This is a genomic window from Streptomyces sp. SID13666 (assembly GCF_010548325.1).
GTDB lineage: Bacteria > Actinomycetota > Actinomycetes > Streptomycetales > Streptomycetaceae > Actinacidiphila > Actinacidiphila fildesensis.
Map to the genome: position 1 here is coordinate 106,369 of NZ_JAAGLX010000022.1, position 13,792 is coordinate 120,160.

The 13,792-nt window shown below is 73.2% G+C and carries 11 protein-coding genes; 8 read left to right on the forward strand and 3 right to left on the reverse strand.

Annotated elements, in window-relative coordinates:
* The first annotated feature begins 16 nt into the window (after positions 1-16).
* A complete protein-coding gene (locus tag G3I60_RS25760) occupies positions 17-865 on the forward strand; it encodes a spermidine synthase (protein ID WP_138355459.1) in 849 nt (282 codons plus the stop codon).
* Here the strand turns inward: G3I60_RS25760 and G3I60_RS25765 are convergent.
* Both G3I60_RS25765 and G3I60_RS25770 read right to left on the reverse strand, forming a co-directional pair.
* On the reverse strand, positions 805-2,154 hold the full coding sequence (locus tag G3I60_RS25765) for an MFS transporter (RefSeq protein ID WP_164297384.1): 1,350 nt from the start codon (positions 2,152-2,154) through the stop codon (positions 805-807). The two genes, G3I60_RS25760 and G3I60_RS25765, sit on opposite strands and share 61 nt — an antisense overlap.
* 79 nt (positions 2,155-2,233) lie before the next feature.
* Positions 2,234-3,322, reverse strand: coding sequence for a hypothetical protein (locus G3I60_RS25770; protein ID WP_164297382.1), 1,089 nt, complete (start codon positions 3,320-3,322; stop codon positions 2,234-2,236).
* 125 nt (positions 3,323-3,447) lie between these two features.
* On the opposite strand from G3I60_RS25770, the gene G3I60_RS25775 reads away from it, so the two are divergent.
* From G3I60_RS25775 to G3I60_RS25795, 5 genes are all read left to right on the forward strand, one after another.
* Positions 3,448-3,900: a DUF4442 domain-containing protein gene (locus tag G3I60_RS25775; RefSeq protein WP_138355457.1), complete on the forward strand. Its 453-nt coding sequence runs from the start codon at positions 3,448-3,450 to the stop codon at positions 3,898-3,900.
* A 224-nt stretch (positions 3,901-4,124) separates the two neighbouring features.
* Positions 4,125-7,643, forward strand: coding sequence for a DNA polymerase III subunit alpha (locus tag G3I60_RS25780; protein ID WP_164607766.1), 3,519 nt, complete (start codon positions 4,125-4,127; stop codon positions 7,641-7,643).
* 125 nt (positions 7,644-7,768) lie between these two features.
* Positions 7,769-8,704, forward strand: a complete 936-nt coding sequence (locus tag G3I60_RS25785; protein ID WP_239070243.1) for a hypothetical protein — start codon at positions 7,769-7,771, stop codon at positions 8,702-8,704.
* On the forward strand, positions 8,704-9,060 hold the full coding sequence (locus G3I60_RS25790) for a GNAT family N-acetyltransferase (protein ID WP_164297424.1): 357 nt from the start codon (positions 8,704-8,706) through the stop codon (positions 9,058-9,060). Before G3I60_RS25785 ends, G3I60_RS25790 begins: the two co-directional genes overlap by 1 nt.
* 115 nt (positions 9,061-9,175) lie before the next feature.
* Positions 9,176-9,868, forward strand: coding sequence for a DedA family protein (locus tag G3I60_RS25795; protein ID WP_164297376.1), 693 nt, complete (start codon positions 9,176-9,178; stop codon positions 9,866-9,868).
* Positions 9,869-9,905: 37 nt separating this feature from the next.
* On the opposite strand, the gene G3I60_RS25800 is transcribed toward G3I60_RS25795, so the two are convergent.
* Positions 9,906-10,478: a gamma carbonic anhydrase family protein gene (locus G3I60_RS25800; protein WP_138355453.1), complete on the reverse strand. Its 573-nt coding sequence runs from the start codon at positions 10,476-10,478 to the stop codon at positions 9,906-9,908.
* Between the two features lie 341 nt (positions 10,479-10,819).
* Between G3I60_RS25800 and G3I60_RS25805 the strand changes: the two genes are divergently transcribed.
* Together G3I60_RS25805 and G3I60_RS25810 are read left to right on the forward strand one after the other, a co-directional pair.
* Complete coding sequence (locus G3I60_RS25805) at positions 10,820-12,142, forward strand: MFS transporter (protein WP_164297374.1); 1,323 nt, start codon at positions 10,820-10,822, stop codon at positions 12,140-12,142.
* Positions 12,143-12,257: 115 nt separating this feature from the next.
* Positions 12,258-13,568 (forward strand): non-ribosomal peptide synthetase, encoded by a 1,311-nt coding sequence (locus G3I60_RS25810; protein WP_164297372.1) that lies wholly within the window; start codon positions 12,258-12,260, stop codon positions 13,566-13,568.
* Positions 13,569-13,792: the final 224 nt, after the last annotated feature.

A 13,792-nucleotide genomic window follows, 5' to 3' on the forward strand; every position in this document is an offset into this window, starting at 1 on the left:
TTGGGACAATGACGCGGTGGATCCAGAACCGATACCGGTGACCCGTGCCGTGGACTTCGGCACCGCCAAGCTGCTGCCCGATGTGGACCGGGCGCGGGCCTGGCTGCTCACCGTGGACGGCGCGCCCCAGTCGTACGTGGACCTCGACGACCCGGTGTACCTGGAGTTCGAGTACGTGCGTCGGCTCGCCCACGCCGTGGACGCGGTCTTCGACGAGGGCCGGCCGCTGGACGTGGTGCATCTCGGCGGCGGTGCGCTGACCCTGCCGCGCCGGCTGTCCGTGACCCGTCCCGGATCGCGGCAGGACGTGGTGGAGGCCGACCGGGGGCTCGTGGCGCTGGTGTCGGAACATCTGCCGCTGGACGATCCGGCGGTCGTCGTGCACACCGACGACGCGCGCGGCTGGCTCGAGCGGGCGGCGCCGGACAGCGCCGATGTCCTGGTGGCGGACGTGTTCGGCGGCTCGCGGGTGCCGGCGCATCTGACGTCGGTGGAGTTCCTGCGGTCGGCCGCGTCCGTGGTGCGTGCGGAGGGCGGCCTGTATCTGGCCAACCTCGCCGACGCCGCGCCGTTCGCGTTCCTCGGTTCGCAGATCGCCACCGTGCGCGAGGTCTTCGAGCACTTCTGCGTGATCGCGGAGCCGGGGATGCTGCGCGGCCGGCGCTTCGGCAACGCGGTGCTGCTCGGTTCGCACGGCCCGCTCCCGCTGGACCGGCTCGCCCGGCTGGCGGCGGCCGACGCGTTTCCCGCCCGGGTGGTCGACGGGAAGGCCCTGGCCCGGCTCGCGGCCGGGGCGTCCCCGGTCTACGACGCCACGGCGGTGCCGTCGCCCGAGCCGCCGGACGGCGCCTTCACCGTCGGCTGAGCCGGTTCGGCGGGCTGTTCCGGCGCAGTCCCGGTGACGGCTGCGGGCTCGCGGCGGGTCAGCCGGCGGACCTCGGGCAGGAGGAGCACCGCGGCGGTGAGCAGCACGATGAGACCGGAACACCCCCACAGGGCGGCGGAGCGGCCGACCGCGTTCATGACGGGTCCGGCGAGCGCCGTGGCGACCGGGATCATCGCGACCGAGCCGAACCAGTCGTACGAGGAGACCCGCGACAGTTTGTCGCCGGGGATCTCCTGGTGCAGGGCGAGCATCCAGCCGACGGCGAAGACCTCGATCGCGACGCCGGTCACGAACATCAGCGCCGCCAGCCCGGCGGCGGGCACCACCAGGGCCAGGGCGGCGGGCGGCAGTGCCATCGGGAAGACGGCGAGCGTGCCGGCCAGCAGCATGCGGCGCGGCTTCCAGCGCATCATCAGCACACCGCCGCTCACCGTGCCCGCGCCGAACGCCGCCAGTGCCAGGCCCCAGGGGCCTGCGCCGCCCAGCCGTTCGTTCGAGACGAGCGGCCCGTAGACCGCCTCGGAGGCGGTGAAGACGGCGTTGACGACGGAGAACTGCAGGACGATGCCCCACAGCCAGCGCCGTGAGGCGAACGCCCGCCAGCCGTCGCGCAGATCGTGCAGCATGCCCCCGCCGGCCTCGGCGCGCAGGTTCGCGGTGCCGGTGAGGAACGAGCGCAGCGCCGCCGCGACCGCGAAGGCCGCCGCGTCGACGGCGAGGACCCAGCCGGGGCCGATGGCGGCGACCAGGGCGCCGCCGAGCGCCGCGCCGCCGATGTTCGCGCCGTTCATGCCCACCCGGAAGACCGAGAACGCCTTGTTGGCGTGGGCCGGGTCGACGGTCGCCAGCAGCATGCCCTCGGAGGCGGGGGCGAAGAACGCGTGCGCGGTGCCGCCGACCGCGGTGAGCGCGGCCATCTGCCACAGCTGCGCGTGCCCCGAGATGATCAGGGTGGCGAAGACCGCCTGGGAGGCGGAGTTGAGCACGTTGGCCGCGACCATCACCTGGTTGCGGGGCAGCCGGTCGGCCAGCGCTCCGCCGATGAGCAGGAAGACCACCAGCGGAAGGGTGCGTGCGGCGGCCACGAGGCCGACGTCGGTGGCGCTGCCGCCGGACTCGATGACCGCGAAGGCGGCCGCTATCAGGGCCCCGGAGTTGCCGAGGCTGGTGATGATCGACGCCGCGGTGAGCAGCCGGAAGTCGCGCCCGGCCCAGGAGGGCAGTCGGGGCGGGCGGCCGGGGGACCGGAGCGCGGCTTCGGGAGTCACCCGGCGACTATCGCGGCCCGTCCGCCGCGGTGCCACCGGATTTCGGCGGTGGGCCCGCCCGGCCCACCGCCGTCGGCGGTCACTTCTTCTTCAGCTCGCGGATGCTGCCCATGATGGTGGTGATGGTCGCGTCCGGCAGGCCGTCGGTGACGCCCGCGCCCCGGTCGGCGTACAGCACCCACACGGTCAGGGCCTTGGTGGAGTCCACCCAGGCGACCGTGTAGACGACACCGTCGGACGTGCACTTGTTCTTCTTGGGCACGTTCTTCGCGGTGGCGGAGGAGGAGAAGCCCGTGATGCCGTGCGAGTTGCTGAACGGCTTGGCGGCGGTCTTGGCGACGGTGACCTTGCCGTCCTCCTGGTATCCCCAGTACGCCCACGACTCGGCCTGGACCTCGGCGGCCTCCTGGACGCTCTTGGCCCCGTTGGCGCCCTTGGTCCCGACCGCGGCGCGCTCGTCCTTGTCGCACCAGTTCTCTTTGTAGAAGGCGGGCGCGCCCATGGTGACGGCGGGCTTGCCCTTGTCCTCGAAGCCGATGAGGGTGCCCTCGCTGGCCAGCGTCCAGTTCGCCGGCACGTCGAAGGCGACGTTGCGCTCGGTGCGCCGGACGACCTGCCAGCCCGGGACCACGGGCTTGATCTCGACGGCGTTCGGATCGCCGCGCGAGTCGTCGCCGGTCCCGCCGGTGCCCGCCGCCGTGGTGTTCGAGGGGGTGGGGGTCGGGGTCGGCGTGGCGCTCTGCGAGACGCTCGGGCTCTTGCCCGGGTCGGCGGCGGTGTCCTTCTTGTCGTCCCCCGACAGGTAGACGCCGCCGATGACCACGGCCGCGATCACCGCCACGGCGGCGACGATCGACACGGCGATCGTCATGTTCTTGCGGTTGCCGGGCTGTGGGCCGCCGGGGCCGGGGCTGCCGGGCATGGTGGGCGGTCCCCACTGCGGCGGCGGGCCGGGCGGCTGTCCGGGCTGCTGGTACTGCCCCTGCGGCGGCTGTTGCTGCGGCGGCTGCTGCGGGTAGCCGTAGCCGGGTGTCTGGTACGGGGACGGCGTCTGGTAGGGCGACGGCGCCTGGTACGGCGGTTGCTGATTCGGGTCCTGCGGGTACTGCCCCTGTGGGTTCTGCTGTGGGTACTGCTGTCCCCCGGGCTGCTGCTCTCCTGGCCACATGGCCAGAAACACTAGGGGGTGAGGGCTTCCGGTTCCACGCCGCCCCTCGTTACTGGTCAGTAATTTCTGCTGGCAGGCCCACGGATGCCCTGGGCAGGGTTGCTACTCGCTGGTAACATCCAGGCATGTCCGAGACCCTGCCTTCGACCGGCGAACTGCTTGCGGCCACTGTGCCCATGGTCCGCACCCTGAACCTGCAGTTCGGGGAGACCAGCGCGGAGCGTGCCGTCGTCACGCTGCCCGACCAGCCCGACTTCCACAACCACGTCGGCGGCCCGCACGCCGGCGCCATGTTCACCCTGGCCGAGTCCGCCAGTGGCGCGATCGTCCTGAGCGCCTTCGGCGACCAGCTCTCCCGCGCCGTGCCGCTCGCGGTCCGCGCGGAGATCGCGTACGCGAAGCTCGCGATGGGCCCGGTCACGGCCACCGCCGAGCTCGGCCGCCCCGTCGCGGACGTCGTCGCCGAACTCGACGCGGGCGAGCGCCCGGAGTTCCCCGTCCGCGTCACGATCCGCCGTGAGGACGGCGCGGTCACCGGCGAGATGAGCATCATCTGGACGCTGCGCCTCAACCGCTGATCCACCCGGGCGGCCATGTCCGCCGCACGTTTCCCAGGGCGCGGCCGGTCCATCCGGTCGCGCCCTGAGTGCGTCATCCGGGCCGCCGGCGGACCCCGGGTGGGTCTTGTCACCTCCCTCCACTCTCGCTTATCGAACAAAGATTCGATCTGTGGTTTATGGTGAAGAGGCAGGTCCGAGGGTCGGACCGGGGGCAGGGGGCACATGAGCGGCAGGAGGCGTGTATGTCGTTTACGCACCTCCACACCGCGAGCGGTTTCTCCCTCCGCTACGGGGCCAGCCACCCCGGGGCCCTCGCCGAGCGCGCCGCGTGGCACGCGATGGACGCCCTCGCACTGACCGACCGGGACACTGTCGCGGGCCTCGTACGGTTCGCGGCGGCATGCACCGCGGGCGGTGTGCGCCCGGTCTTCGGCGTGGACCTCGCGGTCGAATCCGCCCCTCCCCTTTCCGTCCCCGGGTCGGCTCCCGGGACGGCCCCGGCCCGGCGGCGCACCCCGGTGCGCGGTGGCGCGTACATCGACGAGTCGGCGCCCCGGATCGTCCTGCTGGCGCGGAACGCGGCCGGCTGGGCCGCGCTGTGCCGGCTGGTCAGCGCCGCGCATGCGGGCGGCGACCGCCCGCTGCTGCGCTGGGCTGACCTGGAACGGCAGTCGGCCGACGGTCTGACGGTGCTGCTGGGACCGGCCTCCGAGCCGGTAAGGGCACTGTCCGCGGGCCGCCCGGACAGCGCGGAGCGACTGCTCGCCCCGTGGCGCGAGCGGTTCGGCGAGGACCTGCGGCTCGAGGCCGTGGACCACGGGATCCCCGGCGCGGGACCCGGATCCCTGCGGCTCGCCGCCCACACGGTGGGGCTGGCCGACCGGCTGGGCATCCCCGCCGTCGTCACCAACGCGGTCCGCTACGCGGATCCCGCGCAGCACCGGGTGGCCGACGTACTGGACGCGGCCCGGCTGCTGCGGCCGATCGACCGCCGCCGGCTGGACTCGGGACAGCGCTGGCTGAAGAGCCCGCAGGACATGGCGCGGGTCGCGGAACGGATCGCCGGGGCCGCCGGGCGCGGGCGCGGTGGTGCCGCCCGGCTGCTGGCGGTGACGCGGGAGACGGCGGACGCGTGCCGGATCGACCCGAAGGGCGATCTGGGCATGGGCAGGCCGCACTTCCCGGAACCCGAGCTGGCCGGGGCGACCGCGGCGACGGCCGGCCGGGTGCTGCGCGAGCGCGCCGAGGCCGGCCTGGCCCGGCGTGGCCTGGAGCACGCGCCGGACGCCCGGCGCCGGCTGGACGCGGAACTGACGATCATCGGCACGCTCGGTTTCGAGACGTATTTCCTGACCGTCGCCGCCGTGGTCTCCGACGCCCGGGACCTGGGGATCAGAGTCGCGGCCCGGGGCAGCGGCGCCGGGTCGATGGTCAACTACGCGCTGGGCATCTCCCACGTCGACCCGCTCGAACACCATCTGGTCTTCGAACGGTTTATGTCGCTGCGCCGCAACTCCCTGCCGGACATCGACCTCGACACCGAGTCGGCCCGCCGGCTCGACGTCTACCGCGCGGTGATCGGCCGCTTCGGCCCCGCGCGGATCGCGACCGTGGCGATGCCGGAGACGTACCGCGCCCGGCACGCGATCCGGGACACCGGGGCCGCGCTGTCCCTGCCGCCGTGGGAGATCGACCGGCTGGCGAAGTCGTTCCCGCACATCCGGGCCCGCGATGTGCGGGCGGCGCTGGCCGAACTGCCGGAACTGCGGGAGGTCGCCGCCCACGCGGACCGGTACGGCCCGCTGTGGGAGCTGGTCGAGGCGCTGGACGGGCTGCCGCGCGGGGTGGCGATGCACCCGTGCGGCGTCCTGCTGTCGAACGCGTCCCTGCTGGACCGCACCCCGGTGGTGCCGACCAGCGGTGAGGCGCTCCCGATGAGCCAGTTCGACAAGGAGGACGTCGAGGCGATGGGCCTGCTGAAGCTCGACATCCTCGGCGTGCGCATGTGGTCGGCGATGGCGCACGCCACGGCCGAGATCCGGCGGGCCACCGGCCGGGACATCGACCTGGAGGACCGCGCCCAGGTGCCGCCGGACGACCCGGCGGCGTTCGAGCTGATCCGCGCCTCGGACACCCTCGGCATGTTCCAGCTCGAATCGCCCGGCCAGCGTGACCTGCTGGCCAGACTGCAGCCGACCACCGTCGACGACATCGTCGCCGACATCAGCCTGTTCCGTCCCGGACCGGTCGCCGGGGGCATGCCGGAGCAGTACATCGCCGCCCGGCACAGCACCCGGCCGCCGCGGTATCCGCACCAGGATCTGGAGCCGGTGCTCCGGGACACCTTCGGGGTGACGATCTGGCACGAGCAGATCATCGGCATCATCGCCGTGCTGACCCGCTGCGAGCCCGATCTGGCGGAGGAGGCGCGGCGCTGTCTGGCCGACCCCGTCCGGCGGCCGAAGGTGCGGAAGTGGTTCCACCGCGAAGCGGCGGCGCACGGCTACGCGCCGGCGGTGCTGGCCGAGGTCTGGGGGATCCTGGAGGCGTTCGGCGCCTACGGTTTCGCGCGCGCCCACGCCGCCGCGTTCGCCGTTCCGGCGCTGCAGTCGGCGTGGCTGAAGGCGCACTTCTCGGCGGCGCTCTACGCCGGGCTGCTGGAACACGATCCGGGGATGTGGCCGAAGCGGGTGATCCTGGCGGACGCGCGCCGGCATGGCGTGCCGATCCTGCCGCTGGATGTGAACGCGTCGCGCTCCGCCTATGTAATCGAACTGAAGTCTGATAAGTGGGGGGTGCGGCTCGCCCTCTCCGAAGTAGGCGGCATGTCGGAGGTCGAGGCCGGGCGGATCGAGGCCGGGCAGCCCTACTCCTCACCGGCGGACCTGTGGGAGCGGGCGAGGCCGTCCCGTCCGGTGCTGGAACGTCTCGTCCAGGTCGGAGCGCTCGACGCGCTGGCCGCCGGGCCCACCCGCCGCGACCTGCTGCTCCAGGTCTCCGAACTGCACCGGCAGGGACGCGCCGACGTACCCGGGGGACAGCTCGCGCTCGCCGCTCAGGAGTCCGCGGTCCCGGCCGGCCTGCCCGACATGAACGCCGGCGAGCGGACCGGCGCCGAACTGGAGGTGCTGGGCATGGACACCACCCAGCATCTGATGGAGCACCACCACGCGCTGCTGGAGGAACTGGACACGACACCGGCCCGGCGGCTGCACGAAGTGCGGCACGGCGAGACCGTGCTCGTCGCGGGCATCAGGGCCTCCACCCAGACACCGCCGATCGCGTCCGGGAAACGGATCATCTTCGTGACGCTCGACGACGGGTCGGGCCTCGTGGACCTGGCGTTCTTCGAGGACAGCCACCAGCAGGCCGCGCACACGGTGTTCCACTCCGGTCTGCTGCTGGTCCGCGGCACCCTCCAGCGGCGGGGGAAACGCGCCTTCGGCGTCGTCGGCTCCGCCGCCTGGGACCTCGCGGAACTCGCCGACCTCCACCAGGACGGCGGCCTCGTGGCGGTCGCGGCCCGCCTCGCGGAGCCATCGGCCCATCCGACGACCGCACCGGCGACTGATGCCACCGCCGGGTCGACCGCGGACCCGGCGGTACGCCCCGGCGCGGCCGCAGCCGATCCGGTCGGCGGCCGGCGCATCCGGCACGAGACCGGCGCCGAGCTGCACCCCTGGGCCGACCTCCAGCCGCCCGGCGACCGCACCGCCCCCAGCAGAAAGCTGTGGCACTCCAGCCAGGGGAGCGCCGGATGAGCGAGAACGCAGCGGATCACGCGTCCGGTCACCCAGCGGATCGGGCGGCCCGCCCCGCGCCGCACATCCTCTATGTCCACCTTCACGCGCCCGCCGGTTCCGTGCCGCACGAGGACGTCTACGAGATGCTCCTCGACCTGCTCCGCGGCATCACCCCGGTCGTCCAGGCGCTGCCTCCGGACGCGGCCCTCGCCGACGTCCGCAGCGCGCTGCGGTACTTCGACCGGGACGCCGCCGGCCTCGCCCATCTCATCCGGGTGCGGGCCCTGGCCCTGCACGGCGTCGACTCCACGATCGGCGTCGGACCCAACCCGCTGCTGGCCCGGATGGCCGCCGCGGACGGCCCCGCCTGCGCGGTCCGGGTGCTGAGCGGTGACCGGCCGGCCGTCGAGGAGTTCCTGCGGAACAAGCCGGCCGCCGCGCTGGACGGCATCGGACCCGCCTCCGCGAAAACCCTGGCCGGCTACGGACTGGACACCGTCGGACGCATCGCCGCCACCCCGCTGGGCACCCTGCAGCGCGCACTGGGCGCGACCGCGGGCCGGCGGCTCTACGACAGGGCACGCGGTATCGACCCGACCCCGGTCGTCCGGGGCGCCCCCGCCCGCTCCATCGGCGGTGAGCGGCGCTTCGGACAGGACGAGCTGGATCCGGTGCGGCACCGCCGGGCGCTGCTGTCGCTCACCGAGGAACTCGGCGCCCGGCTGCGCACCGAACGCCAGGCGGCCCGCTCCCTGACCCTCACCGTCCGCTACGCCGACCGTTCGACGACGACCCGCACCCGGACCCTGCACGAGTCGTCGGGGCACAGCGCGGTGCTGCGGACCACCGCCTACCAGCTCTATGACGCGCTCGGCCTGCAGCGGGCCCGGGTCCGTACTCTTTCGCTGCGTGCCGACGGTCTGCTGGCGGAGGAGCTGACCGCCCGGCAGCTGAGCCTGGAACCGGGCGACGACAAGTCCCGGCTGATCGAGGCCGCCGCCGACCGCGCCCGTGCCCGTTTCGGCCCCGCCGCCGTCCGGCCCGCCGGTACCGCGCACCCGGCGCCCCGTCGCGCATGATGGAGGACATGGATATTCGTGACGACCGGGCGGTGGGCAGCCTGGGGGCATGGGCCGGGGACGAACTGATCGGCCGGATCAACTATTTCGTGCTGGAGGACGACGGGACCGGTGGCGGGAGTGCGCTGGTCGCCGTGCACACGGTGGTCGAGCCGGGGCACCAGGGGGAGGGCATCGCGGGCGCGCTCGCCGGGGCGCTGTACGAGCTGGCCGCCGCGGAGGGCCGGGCCGTCGTACCGCTGTGCCCGTATGTGGCGGCCTGGTCCGTCAAGCACTCCGACCTGGCCCCGGAGCCGGATCCAGCGCTGGCGGGCCGCGCGAAGGAGCGGCTCATGGCCGACCCCGACCTGTGGTGAGAGCGGGCGGGGGAGCGGTCCGCCGGCCGTACTGGCGTGCGGAACGGTTCGGTTAGGCTTCACTGACGTGGGCCACGGCACACAGTCCGGATGGTGTCCAGGGGAGGACTCGGCAGTGCACGTGCAGGAATGGATCGAGACGATTCCGCCGCTCGCCGTCTACCTGGTGGTGGGGCTGGTCATCGGGATCGAGAGCCTGGGCATCCCGCTCCCCGGCGAGATCGTCCTCGTCACCGCGTCACTGATGGCCTCGCAGGGCACGATCAACCCGTGGATCGTCGGCGCCTGCGCGATCGCGGGCGCGGTGATCGGTGACTCCATCGGCTATTCGATCGGCCGCAAGGGCGGCAAACCGCTGCTGGACAAGCTCGGCCGGAAGTTCCCCAAACACTTCTCACCCGGCCATGTCGCCACCGCCGAGCGGTCGTTCGAGCGCTGGGGCATGTGGGCGGTCTTCGTCGGCCGCTTCGTCGCGCTGCTGCGGATCTTCGCCGGCCCGCTGGCGGGCGTCCTGAAGATGCCGTACTGGAAGTTCCTCATCGCGAACGCCCTCGGCGGCGTCGTCTGGGCGGGCGGCACCACCGCCGTCATCTACAACGTCGGCGTGGTGGCGGAACCGTGGATCAAGCGGTTCGGCTACTTCGGACTGGCGGCGGCCGTGCTGTTCGGGATCGGCTCGTTCCTCTTCGTCCAGCGGCGTGCCAAGGCCCACACCCCGGCGGAGACGCCGGAGGCGGACGCAGCGGCGACGCCGGGAACGCCGGTGGAAGGCGCGGCCGAAGCCGTGGTGGCCCCCACCGGCGAGTGATCACGCGAGTGACCCGGCGGACCGGGCCCATGGCTGCTCAGGCCTTGTCGGCCGGCGCTTCTTCGCCCGGTCCTTCCGCGGCCGGTTCGAAGGCCGCCCGGTGGGCGCGGGACAGCTCGACATAACCCGCGGCGTTGAGCAGCACGGACTCCCGCTCCTCCGCGGTCAGCTCACGCCGGACCTTGGCCGGGACCCCGGCCACCAGCGACCCCGGCGGTACCCGCATCCCCTGCGGTACGAGCGCGGCCGCGGCGACCAGCGAGCCGGTCCCGATGTGCGCGCCGTTCAGGACGGTGGCGCCCATGCCGATCAGTACGTCGTCCTCGACGGTGCAGCCGTGCAGCACCGCGTTGTGCCCCACCGAGACCCGCTCGCCGACCACGACGGGGAACCCGGGGTCCGCGTGCACCGAGCAGTTGTCCTGGATGTTGCTGTCGGCGCCGATGCTGATCGACTCGCAGTCGCCGCGCAGGACCGCGTGGTACCAGGCGCTGGAGCCGGCCGCCATCGTGACGTCGCCGACGACGACCGAGGTGGGCGCGGTGAACGCCGCCGGATCCACCTGGGGCTTGCGCCCCGCCACATCGGCTATCAGTGCCCGCTCCGCCATGGAATCCGCCCTCGCGTCCGCGCCTTCGCTGTCGAGCAGCACCGTATACGACGGGTCGGTCCCGGCGGCGGGTCGGTAGGTGCATAAGGCATCGAAGCAGCACAGGGACTGTTTTCGGTCAGAGGTGCGATTCCTGGCGCGTTGCCGGTGATCGTCCGGCCCCGGCCGTGCGGGGACTGTCGGATCCTCTTGCCACATGGCCCCAACGTGCATAGTTCATCCCGAGGTTGCCCGGATCTGACGGAAGATTTGCTGATTTGGTGGAGGTAGTGCAAAAGATTCGACCGAAAGTGTTCTTTGCGCTTTGACTGTTGACGGCGTTTGCGGTGAAGGTCTGGCACATGTCCCCTTTACCCCGAACCGCGTCGAGCGGTCCGCTGCGCATGCGCGACTTCCGTCTGCTGCTCGCCGGCGCCGCGGCCGGCCAGGTCGGTGCCCAGGTCACCCTGGTCGCGCTGCCCCTGGTGGCGGTCCTCGAACTCAAGGCGCCCGCGTTCCAGGTGGGGCTGCTCACCGCCGCGGAGACCGCCGCGTTCCTGCTGATCGGCCTGCCCGCAGGGGCGCTGGTCGACCGGATGCGCAAGCGGTCGCTGATGATCCGCGCCGACATGGTGCGGGCGCTCGCCATGGCGAGTGTCCCGCTGGCCGCAGTCGCCGACGTCCTGACGATGGTGCAGCTGTACATCGTCGCCCTGGTCACCGGCGCGGCGACGGTCTTCTTCGATGTGGCCGACCAGAGCTATCTGCCCGAACTCCTGCCCAGGGAGCAGCTGATGGCGGCCAACGGAGCGCTGGAGACGGTCCGCTCCTCCGCCCAGGTCACCGGTCCCGGCCTCGGCGGCGGGCTGGTGCAGCTCGTCGGGGCGCATCTGGCGATCGGGGCCGACGCGATCGGCTACGTCGTCTCGGCACTGTTCCTGTCGCGCATCGACAAGCCGGAGAGCAAGCCGGAACCGGTGCCGGGCGCGTCACTGCGCAAGGAGATCGGTGAGGGACTGCGCTTCGTGCTCGGCCACCGGCTGCTGCGCGTCATCGCGACCAGCACCGGCCTCAGCAACTTCTTCACCGCGATGCTGATGGCCACTCAGACCGTCTTCCTGGTACGGGTGATCGGCCTGCAGCCGGCCGCCATCGGTCTGATGCTCTCCGCGTCCGCCGCCGGCGGGCTCGCCGGTGCGCTCTGCGCCGGCAGGCTCGCCGCGAGGCTCGGCCAGGCCCGCATCATCTGGCTGTCCGCCCTGGTGACCGGCCCGTTCGCGCTGCTGTGGCCGCTGTCCGGCCGGGGAGCCGCCGCCGTCCTGTTCGCCGTCGGTTCCGGTGCGGTCTCCTTCGGCGCGGTCGTCTACAACGTCGCCCAGGTGAGCTTCCGTCAGACGCTCTGCCCGCCACGGCTCCTGGGCCGGATGAACGCCACGCTGCGTTTCCTGGTGTGGGGCACGCTGCCACTCGGGGCCCTGGTGGGCGGAGCCGTGGCCGACGGCTTCGGGGCGCGCGCCGCCCTGTGGGTCTGCGCGGTCGGCTTCCTCGTCGTACCGCTGCGGCTGCTGCTGTCCCCGCTGCGCCGGATGCGTGATCTGCCGGCCGCTCCGGACGACCTCGAGGACGCCGTCGCGGGTGGCTCCGGCGGTTCGGGCGGCCCTACCGAGTCCGCTTCCGTCAGCTGACCCGGTCGGGCGTCCGGCCGGACCCGAGCTCCATCGCCCGGCCCTGCCACGCCGCGGCCCCTCCACGCCCGAAACGTCACGTCCCGAACCGCCCTGCCACGTCAGAGAGGATCACGTGCCCCGAACCATCACGGGCCAGTACCTGGCCCGCTACCAGCGCATTGCCGCCGACGACGGCGGTACCTCCCTCCTGCCCGTCACCGGAGCCCAGCGGCGCTTCGTGCTCGTGCGCTCCATGGACCCCTCGGGACGGCCCGACATCGTCCCGATGTTCTTCGCCTTCCCGAGCGGAACGGTGGATCCGGTGCGGCTGCGCGCGGCCGCGAACCGGCTCGCCGCCCTGCACCCTGTGCTGCGTGCCCGCCCGGACGTGCTGCGCGGCACCCCCGTGCTCCGTCTGACGGACCCCGACGTACCGGTGGAACACGTCGTCCGCGCCCCCGGCGAGGACGCGGCCGCCGCGCTGCGCCGGGTCCTGGCCGGCTGGACCGCGCAGGGCTCGCCGCTGCGGCTGTACCTGGTCCAGGACGGGCCGGGCGCAGGGGACGAGGTGCTCGCCGTCGTCCTGGACCACACCGCGTGCGACGGCCAGTCCCTCACACGCATCGTCGAGGAACTGACCGCCGCCTACCGTGACGAGCCGGGATCCGCGGGACCTGAGCCCGCCGAAGCGGCCGCGGAACTCGCCGCCTACCGCGAGGCGGTCCAGCTGCAGCTCGATGCCGAGCAGCGCGCGGGGTCCGCCGCCGCGCTGGAGTACTGGGGCGACCGGCTGCGCGTGGTGCACGAACGGGCCCCGCAGCTCCCGCCGCGGACACCCGCCCCCGGCACCCTGCCCACCGGTGCCGCCGAACTGCGGCTGCCCGCACCCGCTTCCGGCGTACCGTTCCCCGCCCTGCTCGACGCCTGCCGGGCCACGGCCCGGGTGCTGTACGGGCCCGGCCACGTGCCGCCGATCGGCTACCCGTGGGGTGGCCGCCCGGCCGGCGCACCGCCGGTGCTCGGCTGCTTCCTCAACACCGTGGTCTTCCCGGCCGCGACGGTCGACGTCCCGCACGCCCCGGACGAGACGGCCACCCAGTGGTGGGACGACCTGGACCGGGCCGACACCCCCTTCGACGAAGTGGTGCACGCCGCCCGCTCGGCCGGTTCCCAGTGGTCCGGCCGGCTGGACGGACTGCTGACGGTGGACGACGCCCGGCGCCGTCCCGCGTTGCGGCTCGGCGGGGTGGAGGGCCGTGAGGTCCACATCGACGGCCGGCAGGTGCGCGCCCCGTTCGCGGTCTCCGTCACCCACGGATCCGAACTCCACATCCGGATGGTGTGGGACCGCACGGTGCTCGACGACGCCGCGGCCCAGGACGGGTTCGCCGCCTTCCGCGACTCGGTACGCGCCCCCGTCCGGGCCGACGTCCCCGTCGGCTGACCCACGGCCACAGCCACGGCAGCACTCGCCTCCGCGGCAGCCGCAGCCGAAGCGGCGCGCCACGCCACGCGGTCCCACCCGTCACGTCGTAGGGCTGTGACGCCTTGAGGACGCCCTGAACCAGTACGCCCTGAACCAGTACGCCCCGAACCAGCACGCCCCGAACCAGCACGCCCTGAACCAGTACGGCCGGCCCGCGTGATCCGCGGACCGGCCGGTGAACC

Bases quoted from the DNA above. Each gene is read 5' to 3' on its own strand.
- G3I60_RS25770 (WP_164297382.1), bottom strand. From the start codon at position 3,322: ATGTGGCCAGGAGAGCAGCAGCCCGGGGGACAGCAGTACCCACAGCAG.
- G3I60_RS25775 (WP_138355457.1), top strand. From the start codon at position 3,448: ATGTCCGAGACCCTGCCTTCGACCGGCGAACTGCTTGCGGCCACTGTG.
- G3I60_RS25780 (WP_164607766.1), top strand. From the start codon at position 4,125: ATGTCGTTTACGCACCTCCACACCGCGAGCGGTTTCTCCCTCCGCTAC.
- G3I60_RS25785 (WP_239070243.1), top strand. From the start codon at position 7,769: ATGCTCCTCGACCTGCTCCGCGGCATCACCCCGGTCGTCCAGGCGCTG.
- G3I60_RS25790 (WP_164297424.1), top strand. From the start codon at position 8,704: ATGGAGGACATGGATATTCGTGACGACCGGGCGGTGGGCAGCCTGGGG.
- G3I60_RS25800 (WP_138355453.1), bottom strand. From the start codon at position 10,478: ATGGCGGAGCGGGCACTGATAGCCGATGTGGCGGGGCGCAAGCCCCAG.
- G3I60_RS25805 (WP_164297374.1), top strand. From the start codon at position 10,820: ATGTCCCCTTTACCCCGAACCGCGTCGAGCGGTCCGCTGCGCATGCGC.